This window comes from Amycolatopsis pretoriensis (genome assembly GCF_900107925.1).
Lineage (GTDB): Bacteria > Actinomycetota > Actinomycetes > Mycobacteriales > Pseudonocardiaceae > Amycolatopsis > Amycolatopsis pretoriensis.
On sequence record NZ_FNUJ01000001.1, the window covers coordinates 124,749 to 144,171 of the forward strand.

The window sequence follows — 19,423 nt, forward strand, 5'->3', positions numbered from 1 at the left end:
CGTGAGCGGACTGGCGGTCGAGCACCTGCGGGCGCGGATGGCGGAGCTGCACCGGGCACTGCGGATCGCCGTCGCGGCGCAGTCGGAGGCGGCCGCGGCGCTGACGCGGCCGGACCTGACCCCGTTCTGCGTGACCGACGACCAGGTGGACGCGCTGCTGGACCGCGTCGACGCGTTCACCGAGGCGATGACCGAGCCGCCGTCGCCGGTCCGTGCGGACCCGGAGTCCGAACAGCAGCTGCGGCGCCTGGCCGCCGCGCGCGGGGTCACGCTGCCGCTGGACGCGCTGGCGACCCGGTACGGCCTGTCGCGGGCCGAGCAGGACGCGCTCCTGCTGGTCGCCGCGCCGGAGCTGGACCCGGGCTACGAGCGCGTTTACGCGTACGTCGTGGACAACCTCAACCGGCGGGCGCCGTGCGTGGAACTGCTGGTGACGGTGCTCGGCGAGACACCGGCGGACCGGCTGGCGCTGCGCCGCGCACTGGGCGCGGCGGGCCGGTTGCGCCGCTACGGCCTGCTGCGGGCCTACGGCGAGGCGCCGGCCGAACCGGCGCGGGAACTGGCGCTCGGCGACGGCGTGTTCGAGTACCTGATGGGCTGGGGCGGTGACGTCGGCACCCTGGGCGACGACCCCGGCGAAGTCGCCCCGGCCGCGGCGGCGCCGCACCTCGAATCGGCCCGGCTGACCAAGCTCGGCCAGGCTCTGCACTCGGGCGACATCGACGTGGTCGGCCTGTGGGGGCTGCCCGCCGACAGCCAGGCCGACGCGGCCCAGGCGCTCGCGGCGGCGGCCGGGCGCCCCCTGCGTCGCGTGGGCACCGACGTGGCCCGCGACCTGCGGACCGCGGCCGCGCTCGAAGCGATCCTGTGGATCCCGACCGACGGCCGCGCCGCCCACCCGGACGAGCCGTTGCTGCGCTCGGGCGTGCCGCTGTGCCTGACGGGCGTGACGCCGTGGCGCCCGCCCCGGCTGCTGGCGGCCCGCACGTACGCGGAGCTGACGATCCCGGTCCCGGGCTTCCCGGAGCGTCGCGCGATGTGGTCGTCGGCGTTCCCGGTGCTGGACCCGGAGGTCCTGACGGACCTGGCCGCCCGCTACCGCATGAGCGGCGGCGAGCTCCGCGCGGTGGCGGCGGTCGCCGACGCGGACGCGCGCCTGTCCGGCAACGGGCACCCGATCACCGAGCACGTGGAGCCGGCGATCGCGACGGTGACGCGGGGCCGCACGAGCGGCGCGGTGCAGTCGATCATCCCGCGCCGGGGCCTGGCCGACCTGGTCCTGCCGGAGGCCCAGATGAGCCAGATCGCCGAGATCGCGTCGGCGTTCCGCGCGTGGCCGCGCATCGCGGAGTCGTGGGGGTTCGCCCGCAAGTCGGCGACGGGCGGGGTGAAGGCGCTGTTCACCGGCGAGCCGGGCACGGGCAAGACGATGTCGGCGGAGGTCGTCACCGGGATCCTGGGGCTGGAGCTGCTGAAAGTGGACCTGGCGCAGGTGGTGTCGAAGTGGGTGGGGGAGACGGAGAAGAACATGGAGGCGGTGTTCCGCCAGGCGGAGGACAGCCACGCGGTGGTGCTGTTCGACGAGGCGGACGCCCTGTTCGGCAAGCGCGGCGAGGTGAAGCAGGGAACGGACCGCTACGCGAACTTGGAGGTCGGATACCTGTTGCAGCGCCTGGAGGCGAGCGACGGGTTGATCATCTTGACGAGCAACCTGAAGGAGAACATCGACCCGGCGTTCACCCGGCGGTTCCACTTCGTGGTCCACTTCCCGCGGCCGTCGCTGGCCGAGCGTCGCCGGTTGTGGCAGCTGGCGTTCCCACCGGAGGCACCGTTGTCACCGGACGTCGACGTGGACGTGTTGTGTCGCTTGGACATGACGGGGGCGGGGATAGCGTCGGCGGCCCGAACGGCGGCCCTCGCGGCCGCTGACGCTGGTGCTGGTTCTATCGGGATGCGGCACGTGGTCCGCGGGGTGTCGCGGCAGTTCCAGCGGGAGGCTCGGTTGTTCCGCCCGGCGGAGCTGGGCCGGTATGCTGGGTTGCTGGCCGACAACGGGAGTGCGTGATGCCTGAGTTGATGCCCCCGCAGACGAAACCGGCGGTACCGGTGACCGCTCAGGAGCTTCGGGTTTCCGCGGCGTCCGATCGGGGGCACCGAAAGCTGGTGCTGGTGCCGGCGGTGGTGGGGAACGCGCAGGCCGCGAAGACGGCGATGGACGGGTCGTCGAAGACGGTGCCGTCGCATTTGGCGTCGACGTTGGCGGCGGGTCAGGACCGGGTCGGGAACGCCGCGATCGCGGGGGCGGCTATGCGGGTGGTCCCGATGGCGATCCCGAAGAAGGACAACTGCCCCGGCTGTTGACGTCCGGTGGTCAGCGTCCTGAAGTCAGGCCGTGCAACGCGGCTTCGGCCGCGTCCCGGACAGCGGGATCCGGGTCACCCGTGAACCGGCTGACGGGCTCGACGAATTCGGCCCAGCCGGTGATGGCGGTCGCCAGCAGCGCCGCACGGCGGATCAGGGGACGCGGAGATTCCATGTGCCGTGTCAGCAGATCGACGATGCGCTGGTCGTGCTGGTCCGGGGCGGCGGCAGCCACCGCATAAAGGCCCCGCATGACCCAGTCGACGTCGTCGGATCGGCTCAAGTAGTGCTCGGAGTTCTCCGCGTCGAGCATGTCGATGGAACTCGCGATTTCACCGGCGACCCGTTCCCGGTCAGGGCCTTCCACGACGAAGAACTGCACACCGGTGTCCCCATCGACGACCCAGCGCACGACGGTTCCACCGCCCGGCACCTGCCACTCGACCAGCTCGTCGCTGGAGTTGGCGCTCGGGACCCAGCCCAGACGGTCGATCAGGGCCATCGTTTCCTCGAACGGGTCCGCCACCCTCGGCACCAGCCGAACGGCGTTGTCCACAGCCACGATCCACTCCTCATTCACCGGGTGCGAGCAACAAGGGGGTCAGCTTAGCGATCAGATGCGCTTCGAACTTGTCGCGGAGGAACGCCTCGCACTCTTGTTCGTCCTTGAACAGCGGCTTCTCCGCCGCCATGAGGACCTCGAGGTACCGCACCGTGACGTTGAGCTCCTTCTCGTACATGGCTTCGACGTTGGCTCGCCGGACTTCGGCTCCGGCGAGACTCCCGGGAGGCAACAGGGCGTCCCGGGCGTGGCCCACGGCGCCCGGCGGCGACATCGGGTGGAGGGAGGTGACCACTTCCCGCACGGTGGTGGCCTGCGGTTGCTGCTGTCCTTCCACCGTGGTGCCACGCCGTCCCGCGGTCTCCCACGCCATGAAACCGGTGGGGAACGCGTGGGGACTGCGGGCTCCCTCGACGACGAACATGAGCCTCGTGACCGCTGCCAGTCGTCTGGCCTGCTCCGGGTGGTTCGCGAACTCGGGTCCGAGGGGTTTGTTCCGCAGAAGGTCGTGCATGCCCTGGCGGATGACCGCGGGTGGGAGCCCGGCCGCCTCCATGTCCTTCATGATGTCGCTGACGTTCGCCTTCTCTGGGTGCTCGGGGTCGGGTGCGTACGGGCCCGCGCCGTGCACGATCACGGGGCCGGGGCCAGGCCCGAACATCTGCTGCTGGCTGACTTCCTGGTCGCCCATCCGGATGTGCTCGCCGCGCATGATCGGCATCGGCGCCGCACCTTGCTGCATGGCGGCCGCCTCGACCGCCGGCGATTGTGCTTGCCGGAGCGGAGCGCCAGTGTCGATCTTCCCTTCGCCCCGAGCCCGGGCGTCCCGGATCGCCTGGACTTTGGCGGCGACCTTCGGGCGGCTGATCATGGCTTGTCCCACTCGCAGGAGAAGCTCGTGCAGCTTTTCGGCCGTGAACACCTTCCGCACCACGTCCGCGGTCGGGTTGATCTGCGCGCGAACGGAAATGAGGTTGGGGCCGAGCCGTTCGACCCACAGCCGGGACAGCCGGTGGGTCACGCGCCAGACGAGCAGCTGCGCGCGCAGCCGGATGCCCGACGCGTGCGAGCTGACCAGCCGCATGATCTTCGGTTCGAGTTCCCGGACCGCTTTGTCGAGACGCTTTTGCTTGTCTTCCTCCGGCTTCTGCGCGGCTGCCGGCTTCTTCTTGTCCTTCTCGGGGTCCTTCTTCTTGCCGAACTTGTCCTTGACCTTCTTCCCCGCGGCCTTCGCTTTGTCCTTCAGCTTCTTCGCCAAAGCCTTGACCTTGGCCCAAACCTTCTTGGCCAACCCGACGATCTTGTCCACAACCCAGTCAATAGCCTTGTTCACCGGCCGAGCCAGCTTCTGGAAGATCTCCTTGACCTTCGAGGCGATCCCCCCGATCCCCAGCAACGCAGCCAAAGCCCCGATCAACACCGGAATCGACCGAGCCAGCGCCTTCTCCACCAAAGCCGGCACCCCACCGGACCCACCCTTGGCGATCGCGATCACGGCATCCAAAACCGTGTTGACGAACTCGATGATCTGCTTGCCGTTCGTCACGATGAACCGGATGATGTCGATGATCATCTTGCAAGCCCGGATGAACGCCGACGCGGGATTGAACAGCGAGATGATCCACGTAACCCCGGCAATGATGATCGTAGGCAGCAGGTAAGAAACCAAGTTGTCGATCAAGTTCTTCTTGAGATCACCGACACGAGCCTTGAGGTCGTCCCACAACGCTCGAATCCCTCGCTTGCGAACCTCCAGAACCAAAGGCAGCGCGTGCTCGCCGACCTCGATGGCCGTCATCGCCTCCTTCGGCAACTTCCTCGCCAGCCGGGACCTCAAATTGGCCCACGACAACCCGATCAAGCTCGCGATCAGCAGCAGGATGCCCATCACGTCGAAGCTCGTCGGCAGCGTGATCCCCGCCGTCGCCGCCGTGCCGAGCAACCAGGACAGCACTCCCTGCTGCAAATGGCGGCCCGCGTTCTGCATGAACAGCTTCAACCCGCCGCCCACCGCCGAAACCAGGTTGCCGAGGAAACCGATCGGGTCGCGAAGGATCCCCATCACCGCCTGCGCGGCCTTCGCCAGCACCCCGAGCAGCAGGTCCTTCAGCTCGAGGATCGTCTTGATGACGCCCTTGATGCCGTCGAGAGCCTTGTCGACCAGGCCCTTGTTCTTTTCCTTCTCCGCGGCGATCTCGTCGTCCACCGCCTTGACTGCGTCGGTGTACTTCGTCGCCAACGTGTCGACCAGCTCGGTGCTCTTGTCGTCCACCGACTGGGTCAGCTCGTCGAACTTGTCCGCGAAACCCGCCGCCGCCTGCTTTCCCAGTGCTTGCAGGTCCTTCGGGAGCTTCCGCACCTCGGACTGCAGCTCGTCGCGGCCCTTCGCGATGCGCTGCTTGGCCCGCGTCAGCTCGCGGCCGATCGTGTCCGCCACCGCCGAAATGACCCCGCGCATCCGCTTGACGTAGTGGTCGCGGGCGACGACGAAGATCAGGTCCGCTTCCGCCGGCAGGCCGAACAGCTTGTCCTTGCCCCACCGGAGAGCGCCCAGGGGGCCGCCGTAGCGGCGGTCCTTGTACTCGTCCATCTTCTGCCGGTGTTCGGCGGTGAACGCGTCACGCGCTTCCTTCTCGCCCTGGGTGAACTGGTCGTCGACGAGCTTGTCGAGGCCGGTCAGAATGCCCTCGACCTCGGTCTTCATGGTGTCGAAGACCTTCTGCAGGACGGCCGTGACCTGGGCCCGCTTCTCCTCGTCGGTGGCCTTCGTGGCCTGCTTGCCGCCGCCGACCTGACGTCCGGTGCGCACCCGCTGCCCGGCGATCGCGCCCATCGCCGCCGTGCCGAGCCCCTTGGCCTGGGCCGTGGTCTGGCGCAACTGCTGCGCTTCGTTCTTGCGCAGTTCGGGCGGGGCCGTCTCCGAATGCTTCTCCGCGGTCTTCTTGTCCTTCAGTGCCGCGCCGAACGCCGGTTCGTTCGACTTCCGCAGCTGCTGCTCGGTGACCTGGTTGCCGGCCATCTCGCGGTCGACGCCGGCCGGCCCGGCGGACAGGTCGGTGGCCGACGGCGGCAGCTTGTCCGGCGTCGCCTTGGCCGGGTCCGGGGTGGCCGGCGTGCCCGGCGGGCGGTCGGCGGCCATCGGAACGACCTGCTTGGTTTCCGCCGCGGCCGTGTCCGGTGGCGCGGCCGTGGTGTCGGCGATCTGCTCGGCCGAGTCCGTCTTGCCCTCGCCGACCCTGCCCTGCACCTCGGCCTTGATCTCGGCGGGCTTGCCCGAGCCGGCGAACTCGTCGGCCTGCTCCAGGTTCTTCGGCGCCTTCTCGGCGATCGCCTTCTCGACCGCCTTGACGAACGCGTCCTTGTCGAACTCCTTGGGCTTGGCCTCGTTCATCTTCTCGGCGTTGGCCGTCTTGCCCTGCGCGACCTCGTCGTCCTTGGGGGGCACGGACGCGGCCTGCGCCGACGTCGCTTCCTTGTCCGCCGGCGGGTGCGATCGGGCCACGGTGTGCTTTTTGTGTGCGACGTCCTTTTTGAGCACCGCGAACTTCGGGTCCGTGGCCGGGCTCCGCGCCAGGCCCGCGGCCACCGCGCCGTTGCCGACCTTGTCCTGCGACTCCTTCCGCGACGGGTCGCCGAGCGGTTTCTTGTCACCCGCGCGCAACGCCGCCAGCGCGGCGGCGTTCGACGGTGGCAGCTGGGGAGGCTTCCGCCGCGGCCGGTCCTTCACTGCCACCGGTGTCGTGGCGGGGGTCGTCGTCACCGAGGGGAGCTTCGCTCGAACCCTCGGTGGCGGTGGCATTTGCCGGCTCTCCTCCCGCGACGGGAACCCTCGGACAGCGTCGCAGGAGGCCGTCACCAGGTCGTTGCGGGAACGTCAGCGCCCCGGGTTTGGGACGCCGGGGGAGTGGGTAGGCGGCTGAGGAGACCGGAGGTGAGAGTGACTGCTGATGGAGGCCGGGTCCGGCCCCAGGACCTGCTGAGCGTGACGGTGCACCGACCCGGCGGCGAGGCCGAGGTCCTCGAGGTGACCGGCGAGGTGGACCTGCTCAGCGTCCAGGTGCTGGACGACGCTCTCGCCGAGGCGCTCGCTCGCGGACCCGCGCTGCTCGTGATCGACCTGACCGGCGTGTCCTTCCTCGCCTCCGTCGGCATGACGGTCCTGCTCAAAGCCCACCGCCAGGCCGGCGACGCCACCCGGCTGCGGGTCGTGGCGCCCGCGCGCGGCACGGTGGGCCGGGCGCTGGAGCTGACCGGCTTGACCGACGCGCTGGGGGTCACCGGCACCCGCGCGGACGCGCTCGCGGACTGACGGTTCCGGGCCTGGCGGCCTGCTTGGGCGCCCCGGTGATCGGTGGTGGAACGCGCCGATCGCCGTCCCGCGGAGCCGACCGCTGCCCGGGAAGATCGTTCGCCCCGGCCGTTCGGCGTCATTGACTTCGGCTTCGGGCGCAAGGTAGCGTCTGCTCGTCGGGCACCTGAAACCTTTCAATCGCCTGGCATCGCAGTATCCCCTTTTCTTTTGAGCGCTGCCGTAACCGCTTCTCCCAGAGTTGAAACGATTCATCGTCGAATCCAGGCCGCTCGCCGACGGCCGTCCCCAGGAGCTGCCGTGCGCCCCAGATCCCGCCGTCTCCTCGCCCTCGCCGCGCTCGTCGTCGCGGCGACCGCCGGAACCGCCGTCCCGGCCCAAGCTGGGAACCCCTTCGCCGCCACCGGTCTCCGCGCGAACCACCTCGACCGGCCGCTGGGCACGGACGACACCACCCCCGAGCTGAGCTGGCGGACCACCGCCCGCGACCAGACCGCGTACGAAGTCCAAGCCGCCACCTCGGAAGCGCGGCTGGCCCGCCCCGACCTCTGGGACACCGGCCGCGTCGCGGGCACCGCCACCGCCCTCGACTACGCCGGCCGCGCCCTCGGCAGCCGCCAGCGCGTCCACTGGCGCGTGCGGGTCTGGTCGGGGCCCGTCCCCTCCGCCTGGAGCGCCCCCGGCTGGTTCGAAACCGGCTTGACCGACCAAAAGGACTGGTCCGCCGGCTGGGTCGCGAACAGCCGGTGGCAACTCGGCGCGAAGCCCGCCCAGCCCGTCGTGGTCACCCTCCCGAGCCAGACCGCGCGGTACGTCAAGCTCGACGTCACCAAGCTCGGCCTCCCGCTGGCCGAACAACCCCTGGACAGCCAGAACCGGATGGTCACCACCGGCGACACCCGCCGGTTCCCCGACGTCACCTACCGGCTGCAGCTGGCCGAACTGCAGGTGCGCGACTCGGCCGACCCGGGCGTGAACTTCGCCGACGGGCGCCAGAAGTACGTCACCGCTTCGGAAACCCAGACCGTGCGCAAGGAGTGGGAGCCCGGCCTGGTCGCCGACGGCCTGACCACGTCCAACCCCGAGGACGCCGGCAACGCCGGGTACCAGAGCGCCGCGCACACCGGCCCAGACGCCGACGTCTCGCTCACCCTCGACCTCGGCGTCACGCGGACCTTCGACCAGGTCGTGCTGTACCCGCGCACCGACACGCTCACCGCCGACGGCAAGACGCCGAACTTCCCGGTCGACTACACGGTCCAGACGGCCGCCGACGGCCCGTTCACCGTCGCCAAGACCGTCACCGGCCAACCGGCGCCCGCGACCTGGCTGCCGCCCGCGCTTCCGGTGTTCGCCAAGGACTTCACGGTGCCCGGCCGCGTCGCCAGCGCCCGCCTCTACGTCAGCGGCCTCGGTGTCTACGTGCCCAGCCTCAACGGCACCCGAGTCGGCGACGCCGTCCTCGAGCCGGGCGACAGCGACTACGCCGACCACGTCACCTACGCCGCCTACGACGTCACCAAGCAGATCCGCGGCGGCGCCAACACGATCGGCCTCGCGGTCGGCAACGGCACCGCGGACGCGCTGCACACCTCCGGCCGCTACCGGAAGTTCGCGCGCACGACGAGTGACCCGCAAGTCATCGCGCAGCTTGAGTTAACGCTAACAGACGGGACGACCAAGCGGATCGTCACCGACGAGAGCTGGCGCACCACACTCGGCGCCACGACGGTGTCCCAGTGGTACGGCGGCGAGGACTACGACGCCCGCCGCGAGATCCCCGGCTGGGACCGCCCCGGCGCCGACCGCCGGACGTGGTCGCCGGTGGTGCCCGCGACGAGCACGGCCAAGCTCACCGCCCGGCAGACCGAACCCGTCCGGGTCGTGGAACAGCTGCCCGGCAAGGAGATCTCGCGTCCGGCGCCCGGCGTGCGCGTCTACGACGTAGGCCGCAATATCGCCGGCCTGCCCCAGGTGACGCTCGCCGCGCCGAAGGGCACGTCCGTGCGGATCTACCCGGCGGAAGCGTTGCGGGACGGGCACGTCGACCAGTCCATCAGCAACGTCGGCGCGCCGATCTGGGACAGCTTCACGAGCAAAGGCGGGAACCAGACCTGGCACCCAGACTTCACCTACCACGGCTTCCGCTACCTCGAAGTGGCCGGCGTCCCGGAGGACGCGCAGCTGTCGGTCACCGGCCTGCGCACCATGGCGGACAACGACTCCGCCGGGGACTTCGACTCCTCCGACGCGACCCTCGACGGCATCCACCGGCTCACCCGCGCCGCCGTCGAGAACAACATGCAGAGCATCCTCACCGACTGCCCGAGCCGCGAAAAGCTCGGCTGGCTCGAACAGGACCACCTCGCGTTCGACGCCCTCGCCCGCAACTACGACGTCCAGGCCTACCTCGGCAAGATCGTCCAGGACATGGCCGACGGCCAGGAGGCGAGCGGCCTGGTGCCCAGCACCGTGCCGGACCACGTGACGCTCGCGGGCTCCTACCGCGACGACCCGAACTGGGGCGGCGCGCTGGTCCAGGTGCCGCTCAAGGCGTACCAGGTCTACGGCGACAAGGAACCGCTCAGCCGGTTCTACCCGGCGATGCGGCGTTATCTCGCCTACCTGCAAGGACAACCGGCGCGCTGGGTCGACGGCGTCTACGACTACGGCCTCGGCGACTGGATCACCACCGAGAAGCCGGCCATGCCGAGGGCGATCCCCAGCTCCTTCGGGGTCTGGGCGGTCGAAGACGGCCTCGCGAAGGTGGCGACGGCCCTCGGCCAGGACGCCTCGACCTACCGCGCCCAGGCCGACGCGCTGGCGAAAGCCGTGTGGGCCAAGTACTACGACGCGGCGACCGGCCTGTTCGGCGGCGGCGGTCAGGGGGCGACGGCCCTCGCGCTCGACATGGGCGCGGTGCCTGCCGACCTGCGGGCCGGCCAGATCCAGCACCTGGTCGACACGATCGAGGCCGCCGGCTGGCACCTGGTGATGGGGGAGATCTCGTTCCCGTCCGTGCTGCGGGTGCTTTCGAACGCCGGGCGCGACGACGTCGTCTACCGGATCGCCACGCAGACCACGAGCCCCAGTCTGGGGCACCAGGTGCAGGCCGGGCTGACCGCACTCGGCGAGACCTGGGACGGCGGCAGCGGCCAGTCGCAGGACCACTTCATGCTCGGCGCCATGGACGGCTGGCTCACCACCCGCCTGACCGGCATCGGCCAGGCCGCGGACTCGGCGGGCTTCCGGAAGCTGGTGATCGACCCGGCGGTCGTCGGCGAGCTGACTTCCGCTTCGGGTAGCTACGAGACCCCGAACGGCCGCGTCAGCACGGCGTGGACCAAGTCCGACCGCGAGTACCGGCTGACCGTCACCGTCCCGCCGGGCAGCACGGCCGAAGTGCACATCGGCGACGCGGTCCACCACGTCGGCGCGGGCACCCACACCTTCCGGCAACCCGTTTCGCGCGGCTGAAAGGCAATCCCATGCGCAGGACACTGATGTCCCTCGTGCTCGCGGTGGTCACCGCCCTGAGCGTGAGCACCCCGGCCACCGCCGGGCACGACACGCCCGGCTTCGACCCGGCCGCGTTCGCGAACCCGCCGAAGGACAGCCTCCCGGCGATCTACTGGTACTGGAACAACACCATCACCGCGGACATCACCGACCGGCAGATGGCGGAGATGCGCGCGAAGGGCGTGTACGAGGCGGTGATCTTCCCCCTCGGCGGCGACTCGATGAAGCCGGTCTTCCTGTCCGAGGACTGGTTCACCCTCGTCGGGCACGTGCTGCGCGAGGCGCAGCGCACCGGCATGAAGATGTGGCTGTTCAACGACAACAACTTCCCGAGCGGGCGCGGCGCGAACTACGTCGTGAACGGTGGCACCCTCGGTGACCGGACCATCCCGGCGCGCCCGGACCTGCGGCTGAAAGGCCTGCTGCGGTCCACGCGGATCGTCACCGGGCCCTCGAAGCTGAAGCTCGCCGAGACCTCGGGCCTGAGCGTGGACACCGGCAAGCTCGTCGTCGACCCGGCCACCGCGCCCGGCGCCGCCCCGCTCACGCCCGGGACGGGGTGGACCGACTACACCGTGAGCGGCAAGGTCACGCTGACCGCCGGTGGCGTCCAGCTGGCGGTGCGCTCGGACGGCACCCACGGCTACCTCGTGGACGTCGACGCCAAGGGCGCGGCCAGCGTGTACAAAGTGGACGGTCCGAACCGGACGCGGCTGACCACCGGCGTCAACACGCCGGGCTTCACCCCGACCCACGTCCAGACGATCAACGTCACGGTCTCGGGGAACACGATCACCCCGAAGATCAACAACACCGTGCAGCCCGCGGCCACCGACGCGAGCTACCCGACCGGCGCCGCGGCCGTGTCGGCCGAGGGCACGCAGCGCTCGCTGTGGGACGACCTGACCGTGACCGCGCCGGACGGCGCCAAGCTGTGGACGTCGACGTTCGACAACGCCACCGCGCTGGCGGACTTCGGGCAGACCCGGGTGAATCTCGCCGGCGTCACGGCGGCGGCCGCGCGGCCGGTGGGCACGACCGCCGCGGTGGAACTGAAGGGCGACACCTGGCAGGTGCCCGCCGGGACGTGGCAGGTCGACGTCTACGCGCAGGTCCTCCTGCGCGACGACTCCAGCGGGTACGTCCGCGGCTACCTCGACCTGCTCGACCCGAACGCGACCGACGCCTTCCTGAGCATCGCGCCCGAGGAGTACGCGCGGCGGTTCCCGTGGGCCATGGGCACGGTCGTGCCCGGCTTCTGGGACGACGAGCCCTTCATCGCGTCCGCGCAGCCCCACCCGTTCAAGCGGCTGCCTTCCTCGCCCGGGCTCGCCGACGCCGTCCGCGCGGCCGGCGGCACCCCCGGCGTCGCCTACACCGCGGCGGCCGACGGCCTCGACGCCGTCGCCGACCGGGCGGCCGGCTCGTACTGGCGAGCCGTGAACAACCTCTTCGCCACCAGCTACTACCAGCGCGAAGCCGCCTGGATGGACCGGCACGGCCTGAAGCTGATCACCAACCCGCTGCTCGACGAGCAGAGCCCGCAGCAGCGGATGAACTCCACCGGTGACCTGGCCAAGGACAACCAGTGGGCGCAGGTCCCCGGCAGCGACATGATCACCACCGACTACACCGCCGGTGAGCAGACCACGTTGGGGCGCAACGCTTCCTCGGCCGCGCACCAGAGCGGCGCGCCGCGGACGCTGATGGAGACCTTCGGCAACGCGGGCTGGCAGGTGGCGCCGGACTACATGCACGCCACCGTCGGCGCGCTGGCCACCCGCGGGGTCAACCTCACCTTCCTGCACGCGATGTACACCGACGAAACCTCGGTGACGTTCGCGCCGCCGTTCGGCCCGCGCAGCACGTTCTGGGAGGACATGCCCGACGTCGACGCGTGGATCGGCCGCGTGATGGAACTGGGCCGGGGCACCAGCCTCGCCCGGACGGCGCTGATCCAGCCGCAGCGGGCGGCCGAGCAGACCCGCGTTTCGGACAGCGGCCACCAGCTGGACAAGGACTTTTCCGCCACGGCGTACGCGCTGGAACGCGGGCAGGTCGACTTCGACCTGCTGAGCGACTCGTCGCTGTCCGGGGATCCGGCCGCGCGCTTCCAGGCCGCTGTGCGCGGCGGCACCCTGCAGGTCGGCCAGGCGGGCTACCGGCTCGCGGTGCTGCCGCGGACGCCGGTCCTGGATCTGGCGACCGCACGCACCCTGGCCAAGTTCGTCCGGACCGGCGGGCACCTGATCGCGGTCGGTCCGCTGCCGACGCGGGAGGCGGCCGGCCGCGACGCCGACCTGGCGCGCGAGCTGCGGACCCTGTCGGGGGCGGTCACCCTCGTCACCGACGTGAACGCGATCGCGGGCCTGGCGCAGAACGCCGGCTTCGGCGCGGCCCGGCTGCAGCCCGCGGCCGACGCCGTCCGGGTGTCCCGCACCGGCCGGGGCGCGGACACCGCGTTCCTGCTCAACAACGAAAGCGACGCCGTGGTCACCACCACCGCGACCTTCGCGGCCGGCGGCACCCCGGAGATCTGGGACCCGCGCGCCGGCACCACGAAGGCCGCCACGGCGTACTCGGCCGGCCGGGCCACCACCGGCGTCCCGATCACGCTCCAGCCGTACGAGACCCTCGGTGTGGTGTTCCGCAAGGGCGTGCGCGACACCGCGCACCTGACCGACGGCACCCTGCCCGCCACCTCGGTCTCGGCCGACCGGCAGGGGATGCGGGCGGCGGTGACCGCGACCGCGCCCGGCACCTACGCGCTCACCGGGCAGGCGGACGGGCGCACCTACCGCGGCACCGCGCAGGTCACCGACCCGCTGACGCCGATCGCCCTCGACGGGCCGTGGACGGTCCGGCTGGAGCAGGACGGCGCCGTCGCCACCGAACGCCCGCTCGGCTCGTGGACCACCTTCGCGCCGACGTTCTCGGGCAGCGCCGTCTACACGACGACGGTGACGCTCACGGCGGCCGACCTCGCCCGTCGCAAGCTCGTGCTCGACCTCGGGGAGGTGCACGACCTCGCCACCGCGACGGTGAACGGCACCGAGCTGCCGGCCGCGTTGTGGCACCCGTACACAGTGGACGCCACGAGCGCGCTGCACCCGGGTGTCAACGCGATCAGCGTCCGCGTCACCAACACCCTGGCCAACTCGCGCAACAAGATCCTGCCGTCCGGCCTGATCGGCCCGGTCGCGCTGCGCCCGCAGGCCGCACTCACCGCCCGCTTGGAGCCCACCCGATGACCGTCAGCAGACGCACCGTCCTCACGATCGGCGCCGCCCTCGGTGTCGGCGCGACCCTCTCGTGGGCCCCGCCCGCCCTCGCCGCATCCGGCAAGCCGTTCGCGAAGCAGTTCGCCAAGCCGGACGCGTCGACCGCGGCGAAGTTCCGCTGGTGGTGGCCGCACGGCCTGGTCGACCTCGGCGAGATCGCCCGCGAGGTCGACCAGATCGCCGACGCCGGCTTCGGCGGGGTCGAAATCCAGGACGTCCACCACAGCGTCCAGACCGTCCTGGACCCCGAGCACCACGGCTGGGGCACGCCCGCCTGGCTCGCCGCGGTGGAAACCGCTTTGCGGCGGGCGAAAGCGCGTGGCCTGACCGTGGATCTCGCGATGGGCCCGTGCTGGCCGACCGCGGTCCCGACCATCACGCCCGACGACGTCGCGGCGAGCAAGGAGCTGGCCCACGGCGTCGTCACGGTCACCGGCGGCTACAGCGGCCCGCCGCCGGCCGCGCTGGTGCCCGCCGAACCCGCGGTGGGGAAACAGGACCTGATCGCCGTCCAGGCCGCGTTGGTGGTCGGTTCGCCCACGGCCGCCACGGTTGTACTGGACCCGGCGTCGGTGCGCACCGTGGACGTTCACAACGGACAGATCGACTGGACCGCGCCCGAGGGCACGTGGATGCTGTTCGCGTACTGGGCCCGTGGCTCGGCGCAGCAGCCGGAAGCCGGTCCGCACACGGCACCGCTCGCCTACGTCGTGGACCACTTCGGTGCCGCGGGCACGAAAGCCGTGCTGGACGAGTGGAACTCGACGATCCTCACCCGCGCCATCCGCGGCCTGCTGAAGGACGTCGGCGGTGACCTGTTCGAGGACTCCCTGGAGATCGAGACCGACGCGACGATCTGGACGCCGGACTTCCTCACCGAGTTCCGTCGCCGGGCCGGGTACGACCTGCTGCCGTACTTGCCGGTCGTCGTGCAGCGCAAGGGGAAGTACCTGTTCGCGTTCGACTCCGACACGTCGAACCACGTGCGTGACGACTACAACCAGGTGCTTTCCGATCTCTACCACGAGAACCACCTGCTCCCGATCCGGGACTTCGCGCACCGGCTCGGCATGACGCTGCGCGGGCAGCCCTACGGCCTGCAGACCGACGCCCTCCGCAGCGCCGCGCTGCTGGACGTGCCGGAAAGCGAGTCGCTGGGGTTCAAGAACCTCGACGACTACCGCGTGCTCGCCTCCGGCCGGGACATGGGCGGCCGCCGGCTGCTGTCGTGCGAGTCCGCGGCGTACGCGAACGGCGCGTACAACACCACCTGGGACAAGGTGCTGCAGACGATGGGCAGCGTCTTCGCGGGCGGCGTCAACCAGGCCGTGCTGCACGGCTTCGCCTACGCCATGGCGCCCGGCGCGGAATGGCCCGGCTTCGCGGCTTTCTCGCCGTACAACGGCAACGGCATCGGGTACGCCGAGGCGTGGGGCCCGCGCCAGCCGACGTGGGGGCACGTGCCGGACATCGCCGGCTGGTTCGCCCGCACCCAGCTCGTCCTGCGCACCGGGCGGCCGCAGGTGGACCTCGCGTTCTTACGCCAGAAGGGCTGGACGTCCACCGGCATCGGCGCGCCGTGGGCGACCAACGACGGCATCCCGGCCGGCTGGACCCACGGCTTCCTCAGCGAAGGTGTCCTCGACCTGCCGAGCGCGGTCGTCCGGCGCGGCAGGCTGGCGCCCGACGGGCCCGCCTACAAGGCGATGATCCTCGGCGGCGACCAGTTCCACGGCAGCGAGCACACGCTGTCCGTCCACGCGGCGCAGCGGCTGCTGGACTTCGCTCGCGCGGGGCTGCCGACGGTCGTCATCGGCACCTGGACCGACGTCCACGCCGAGGGGATCGCGCAGCCGGGGGAGAACGACCGGCTGCGATCGCTGGTCACCGCGTTGGTCGCGCTGCCTTCGGTGCGTGTGGTGCCGGACGCGACCGGGATCCCGGCCGCGCTCGCCTCGCTGGGTGTCACGCGCGACGTGGAGCACGACCCGTCGACCGTGATGAGCGTGCACCGGATCGACGGTGACACCGATTACTACTACCTCTGCAACGCCCGGCACGCGGAAAACCGCAAGATCACCGCCGTCACGCAGGACGTGTGGCTGACGGCTCAGGACCGGAACGCGCAGCCGTTCGTGCTCGACGCGTGGACCGGCGAGACCTCACGATGGGGCTTGTTCTCCCGTAGTGGCGACAAGATCCGGGTTTCGGTGTCGTTGAACCCGGGCCAGTCGGTGATCGTCGGGCTGGCCGCCGGCCGCGGTCCGCACGCGGTGTCGTCCGACGCGCCGGAGGTGCGGGACCACGACGGGAAACTGGTGGTGCGCGCTTCGGCGGCCGGCACGTACTCGACCACGTTGTCGACCGGTCGGGTCGTGCGGACCTCGGTGGCCGCTCCGCCCGCGCCGATCGCACTGTCCACTTGGGACCTCGAAGTCGAGGACTGGCAGCCCGGGGCGACCCCGACGTCGACGCTCAAGCCGAAACGGCGGTTCTCGTTGTCCGCGTTGGCGGCTTGGCCGTCGATTCCCGGACTGGAGGACGTGTCGGGGGTGGGGCGCTACCGGACCACCGTCGACCTGGGCCGGTGGGACCGCGGGCTGGGCGCGTACCTGGAACTGGGGGAGGTGTTCGACACCTACCGCGTGTGGGTGAACGGTGCCGCGCTCCCGCCGTGCGACGTGCTCGACCCGGTGGTCGACGTCGGGCCGTGGCTCGAGCCCGGGCGCAACAGCATCGAAGTGGAAGTCGCCACCACGCTGAACAACCGGCTCCGCGTGAGCCGTCCCGCCGTGTTCGCGATCGCGGCGCGGCAGGCCTACGGGCTGGTCGGGCCGGTGCGCCTGCTGCCCTACCGGCAGGAGGAGATCCGACGAAGGTGACCAGACGCACCGCGCTCAGCCTTGGTGCCGCCCTCGGCCTGGCCGCCGTCGTCCCGTGGGAGGCGTCGGCTGCTCAGGTCACGCCTCTTCGGCCCGTCGCGCTCGGCGGGGTCCGGCTGCTGGAAAGCCGGTACCTCGCGAACATGCGCCGGACCGTCGCGTACCTGAAGTTCGTCGACCTCGACCGGCTGCTGCACACCTTCCGGCTCACCGTCGGCCTGCCCACCACCGCCGAACCGTGCGGTGGCTGGGAAGCGCCGGACGTCCAGCTGCGCGGCCACACCACCGGCCACCTGCTGTCCGGCCTGGCCCTCGCCGCCGCCAACACCCGCGACGCCGAACTGGCCGCGAAGAGCACCCGGCTGGTCGCCGCCCTGGCCGAGTGCCAGGCCGCGGCGCCCGCCGCCGGGTTCACCGAGGGCTACCTTTCCGCGTTCCCGGAGTCCGACTTCGTCAACCTCGAAGCCGGCAAGTCCGTGTGGGCGCCGTACTACACGATCCACAAGATCCTCGCCGGCCTGCTCGACCAGCACCGGCTGCTCGGTACCGCATGCGCCCTCGACGTCGCCCGCGGCATCGCGCGCTGGATCGACGCCCGCACCGCGCCCCTTTCGCGCGATGCCATGCAGAAGGTGCTGCACACCGAGTTCGGCGGGATGAACGAGGCTCTCGCGAACCTCTACGCCGTAACGAAAGACCCCTTGCACCTCACGCTGGCCCGCCGCTTCGACCACGACGAGATCTTCACGCCGCTCGCCGCCCGCCAGGACACCCTCGCCGGGCGGCACGCCAACACCGACATCGCGAAGATCGTCGGCGCGGCGGCCGAGTACGACGTGACCGGCGAGCAGCGCTACCGCACGATCGCCACGTACTTCTGGGACCAGGTCGTGCACCACCACAGCTACGTCATCGGCGGCAACGCCAACGCGGAGTTCTTCGGCCCGCCGGACCAGGTCGTCAGCCAGCTCGGCGAGAACACCTGCGAGAACTGCAACAGCTACAACATGCTCAAGCTCGGCCGGCTGCTGTTCCTGCAGGACCCGACCCGCACCGAATACCTCGACCACTACGAGTGGACGCTGCTCAACCAGCTGCTCGGCGAACAGGACCCGGACTCGGCGCACGGCTTCGTCACCTACTACACCGGGCTGACGCCGGGGACCCAGCGCCAGGGCAAGCAGGGCGTGACGTCCGACCCCGGCACCTACAGCAGCGACTACGGCAACTTCACCTGCGACCACGGCACCGGCCTGGAAACCCACGTCAAATACGCGGAGAACATCTACTTCGCCTCGGGCGACACGCTGTCGGTCAACCTGTTCATCCCGTCCACAGTGGACTTCCGCGGTGCGTCGGTGCGCATGGAGACCGAGTACCCGTACGACGAAACCGTTCGGCTGCGCGTCGACGGCTCCGGCGAGTTCGCCCTGCGCGTCCGGATCCCTTCGTGGGTTTCACATCCGCGGCTGACCGTGAACCGCGTGCCGGTGGCCGCGACCCCGGGGCGGTTCGCGACGATCCGGCGGCGGTGGCGCGCGGGCGACGTCGTCGAGCTGCGCCTGCCGATGACCCCGCGGTGGCTGCCCGCGCCGGACAACCCCGCGGTGTCGGCCCTGACGTACGGCCCGCTGGTGCTCGCCGCGCGGCACGGGTCGTCGGTGCCGCCGGTCATCCCGACCGTGGACCCGCGCTCGCTGCGGCGGGAGCCCGGCCGGGCGGAGTTCAGCGTGGCGGCCGGTGCGGAGCGCCTGCGGCTGAGCCCGTTCCTGGACGTGCAGCACGAGCACTACAGCGTCTACCTCGCCGCGAAGCCGGACCGGCTGGCCCCGAAGACCGTGGCGGTGTACCCGCTCGGCGCGAACCTCGCCGAGTCGACGCGGCGCTGGCCGGCCGCGGTGCGCGCCGGCGGTGCCGCCGCGGGGGAGCGGGGGATCGAGCTGAACGGCGTCGACGGGCACGTCGAGCTGGCCCCGGGCCTGCCGGCGAACCTGACCGAGCTGACCGTGTCGATGTGGGTGCGGGTGGACGCGCTCGTCAACTCGGCGCGGGTGTTCGACCTGGGCTTCAACGCGCAGTCGTACTTCTTCCTGACCCCGCGCACCGGACTCGGCGTGGCGCGGTGCGCGATGAAGCTGGGCGGCATGGAGGCGGAGGACTACGTGGACGCGGCCGTCGCGCTCCCGGCGGGGGAGTGGACGCACGTGGCGGTGACCGCGGGCACGGGGCTGCGGCTGTACTTCGGCGGCGAGCTCACCGGGGCGAACCCGGCCCCGAAGATGAGCCCGCTCCTGCTGGGCGCCACGCAGCTGAACTACCTGGGGCGCTCGCAGAACCCGAAGCACCCGTACCTGAAGGGCGCGGTCGCGGACTTCCGCCTGTACGGCCGGGCCCTGGGGGCCGCGGAGATCCGGGCCCTGGCGAACGGGGGTGCGTGAGCGCCGGTCGTCCGGGTAGTCCGGTGCGCGGTGCCGGCTCTCCACGGGTTCGTGGTCGTGGCCCCTTTGCC

General features: G+C 71.0%; 9 protein-coding genes. 7 read left to right on the forward strand and 2 right to left on the reverse strand.

The genetic code is table 11. From position 1 onward, the window contains the following. Position 1: 1 nt before the first annotated feature. Positions 2-2,065 carry an ATP-binding protein gene (locus BLV96_RS00600; protein WP_086676422.1) on the forward strand — a complete coding sequence of 688 codons (2,064 nt, stop codon included), beginning with the start codon at positions 2-4 and terminating at the stop codon, positions 2,063-2,065. Further along, entirely contained in the window at positions 2,065-2,361 is a 297-nt protein-coding gene (locus BLV96_RS00605) for a hypothetical protein (RefSeq protein ID WP_086676420.1), read from the forward strand. Before BLV96_RS00600 ends, BLV96_RS00605 begins: the two co-directional genes overlap by 1 nt. 10 nt (positions 2,362-2,371) lie before the next feature. Here BLV96_RS00605 and BLV96_RS00610 read toward each other — a convergent pair whose 3' ends face one another. Both BLV96_RS00610 and BLV96_RS00615 read right to left on the reverse strand, forming a co-directional pair. Beyond that, positions 2,372-2,923 (reverse strand): HEAT repeat domain-containing protein, encoded by a 552-nt coding sequence (locus BLV96_RS00610; RefSeq protein WP_143050900.1) that lies wholly within the window; start codon positions 2,921-2,923, stop codon positions 2,372-2,374. A gap of 10 nt (positions 2,924-2,933) precedes the next feature. Continuing rightward, positions 2,934-6,683: a phage tail protein gene (locus BLV96_RS00615; protein ID WP_244179979.1), complete on the reverse strand. Its 3,750-nt coding sequence runs from the start codon at positions 6,681-6,683 to the stop codon at positions 2,934-2,936. 177 nt (positions 6,684-6,860) lie between these two features. On the opposite strand from BLV96_RS00615, the gene BLV96_RS00620 reads away from it, so the two are divergent. The 5 genes from BLV96_RS00620 to BLV96_RS00640 all read left to right on the forward strand — a co-directional run bounded on the left by BLV96_RS00620 (position 6,861) and on the right by BLV96_RS00640 (position 19,352). Then, on the forward strand, positions 6,861-7,232 hold the full coding sequence (locus tag BLV96_RS00620) for an STAS domain-containing protein (protein WP_244179980.1): 372 nt from the start codon (positions 6,861-6,863) through the stop codon (positions 7,230-7,232). 300 nt (positions 7,233-7,532) lie between these two features. After that, on the forward strand, positions 7,533-10,709 hold the full coding sequence (locus BLV96_RS00625; RefSeq protein WP_208608095.1) for a family 78 glycoside hydrolase catalytic domain: 3,177 nt from the start codon (positions 7,533-7,535) through the stop codon (positions 10,707-10,709). 11 nt (positions 10,710-10,720) lie between these two features. Further along, complete coding sequence (locus BLV96_RS00630) at positions 10,721-14,002, forward strand: glycosylhydrolase-like jelly roll fold domain-containing protein (RefSeq protein WP_244179981.1); 3,282 nt, start codon at positions 10,721-10,723, stop codon at positions 14,000-14,002. Next, complete coding sequence (locus tag BLV96_RS00635; RefSeq protein WP_086676414.1) at positions 13,999-16,914, forward strand: glycosyl hydrolase; 2,916 nt, start codon at positions 13,999-14,001, stop codon at positions 16,912-16,914. The genes BLV96_RS00630 and BLV96_RS00635 overlap by 4 nt, the downstream gene beginning before the upstream one ends. Next, entirely contained in the window at positions 16,911-19,352 is a 2,442-nt protein-coding gene (locus BLV96_RS00640) for a beta-L-arabinofuranosidase domain-containing protein (protein ID WP_086676412.1), read from the forward strand. Before BLV96_RS00635 ends, BLV96_RS00640 begins: the two co-directional genes overlap by 4 nt. Positions 19,353-19,423: the final 71 nt, after the last annotated feature.